Source organism: Sulfuricurvum sp., assembly GCF_019163035.1.
Classification (GTDB): Bacteria; Campylobacterota; Campylobacteria; order Campylobacterales; family Sulfurimonadaceae; genus Sulfuricurvum.
Genome location: NZ_JAFLKV010000010.1, coordinates 1 through 1,929, shown reverse-complemented (window position 1 = coordinate 1,929; position 1,929 = coordinate 1). Strand labels below are relative to the sequence as shown.

The window sequence follows — 1,929 nt, the reverse complement described above, 5'->3', positions numbered from 1 at the left end:
TGTATGTTTGACTAAATATCGACCCAGTTTTTTTAAACGCTGATCGAGTGAACACTGTTTTGATTCAGACTCAAAAAGAGGGAGAATACACTCCGTTTTTCCCATAGGGGTGATGACACGGCTTCCACCCCAAAAACCTAACCCGTCTTCAAACCCAACGCGATTGACGAAAACGACGTAGTTATGGCTGAGCAATGCGGTGGACTTGAGCAAAGAATCCCATTGTGCTTCGATGCTAATCCCCTCGTCGCTAAAATCGCGTGCAGGAGAGGCAGCCAAAACATAAACGATCTCAGCTTCCGATGCGGCGATTGCTGCAATGCTCTCCGCTCGCCAGAGATCTTCGCAGATCACCATCACGGCATTACCATGGGGTGTATGAAACGATGTTATATGTTCGCCCGCACAAAAATAACGCCCCTCTTCGAACATCCCGTAGGTTGGAAGATAATTTTTATGATGTACATGGAGAAGTGCACCTTTGGAATAATATAACGCACTGTTATAGACGTTGCCATTATCCCATAATGCCGCACCGACGACAATATCGCAGTGTTTGCTCGCGTGTGCCAAATCACTTAACTCTTCAATCTTCCATGCATCTTCATAAAGCTTGTCTTGGAGCAGATACCCACTCAGAGACAGCTCAGGAAAAACGACCACATCCGCGTCTTTATTTACTTCAATCAGTGCTAACACTTCACCCAAATTGGTACGATTGAGTTTCGGCGCGGATTGGATTAGGGCGACTTTCATGAGAGTGCTTCACAAACCTTGGTGAGTGATTCCATATCGGAAATACCCACAGTCTCAACATCAGGGGCATTACGTTTATTCAGCCCTTTAAGAACCGCACCGTTACCGAATTCGATCATCATATCAATCCCTGAAGCAATGGCTTCAATCGATTGTTTGTATTTTACCGGTTGGATCAACTGAACTTTGAGACGCTCTATCGCCTCTTCTTTCGTCGAATATCCCTGTGTCGTAGCGTTTGAAATGATCGGTGCGCTGAAACACTCACTGACCATTGCTTCCATCGCTTCCCCTAAGGGCTCCATCGCACTTGAGAGGAGCGGACAGTGGCTTGCAATCGACATATTCAGGAGCAATGCCCGCTTGGCACCCGCTTCTTTAAATACGCTTTCCATCGCTTGCAGATCTTCTTTGATCCCTGCTACCACAAGCTGACCCGTTTGATTATAGTTAGCCGGCCAAACCTTTTTACCCTCATCGTTCGCTTTTGCACAAAGTTCTTCGACAACTGCATCATCCAGACCTAAAATAGCCATCATCCCCGCATTTATACTCTCACATGCCTGAGACATTAGTTTTCCACGCTTATGGACAAGCTCAACAGCATCGACATAATCGATAGCGCCCGATGCACAAAGAGCACTAAACTCACCCAAAGAGTGACCCAAGAACATTACCGCTTCAGTAGGACGTGCTTCTTGAAAGAGTTTGTAAGCAATCATCGAAATCAGTAAAATAGCAGGCTGAGTATATTCAGTTTGATCGAGTTGGGTGTTTTCTTCAAATAAAAGTTTGGTAAAATCAACGCCTATACGTTCTCCCGCTTTTTGAAACATCTCGCGCGCTAACGGAGAATTTTCATAAAATGATTTTCCCATACCGATCGTTTGTGATCCCTGACCTGGGAAAATCATCGCAATTTTTTTGGACATTAATGTTCCTTGGTTTCTAAATTATAGTCTGAATGATCCGCAATTTTTTTACGCAGCGTGTTTCGGTTCAGCCCTAGTCGCTCTGATAGCTGTAACTGTGATTTAAACCGTTTGATTCCTGAGCGGATAAGGGGAACTTCATAGAGATGGAGAAACGTACGATAATCGTTATTACTCCCGAGTTTTCCCTCTAAATAGTGTTCCATAATCTCCATCAAATCATTCTCATTGATACTGTCAA

2 protein-coding genes and 1 pseudogene are annotated in these 1,929 nt (G+C 44.5%); all 3 read right to left on the bottom strand.

All coding sequences use genetic code 11. The features are described from left to right. Nucleotides 1-756 (bottom strand): nitrilase-related carbon-nitrogen hydrolase (locus JZU62_RS01020; RefSeq protein ID WP_295011071.1); only part of this gene is annotated, 756 nt, incomplete at its 3' end. Beyond that, entirely contained in the window at nt 753-1,688 is a 936-nt protein-coding gene (fabD, locus tag JZU62_RS01015) for an ACP S-malonyltransferase (protein ID WP_295011069.1), read from the bottom strand. The genes fabD and JZU62_RS01020, both read right to left, overlap by 4 nt. Beyond that, a pseudogene (locus tag JZU62_RS01010) lies at nt 1,688-1,929 on the bottom strand (Fis family transcriptional regulator); the annotation flags it as partial. The pseudogene JZU62_RS01010 and the gene fabD, both read right to left, overlap by 1 nt.

What these genes read in the sequence shown, in the direction of transcription:
- fabD (WP_295011069.1), bottom strand. Translation starts at nt 1,688, where the DNA reads ATGTCCAAAAAAATTGCGATGATTTTCCCAGGTCAGGGATCACAAACG.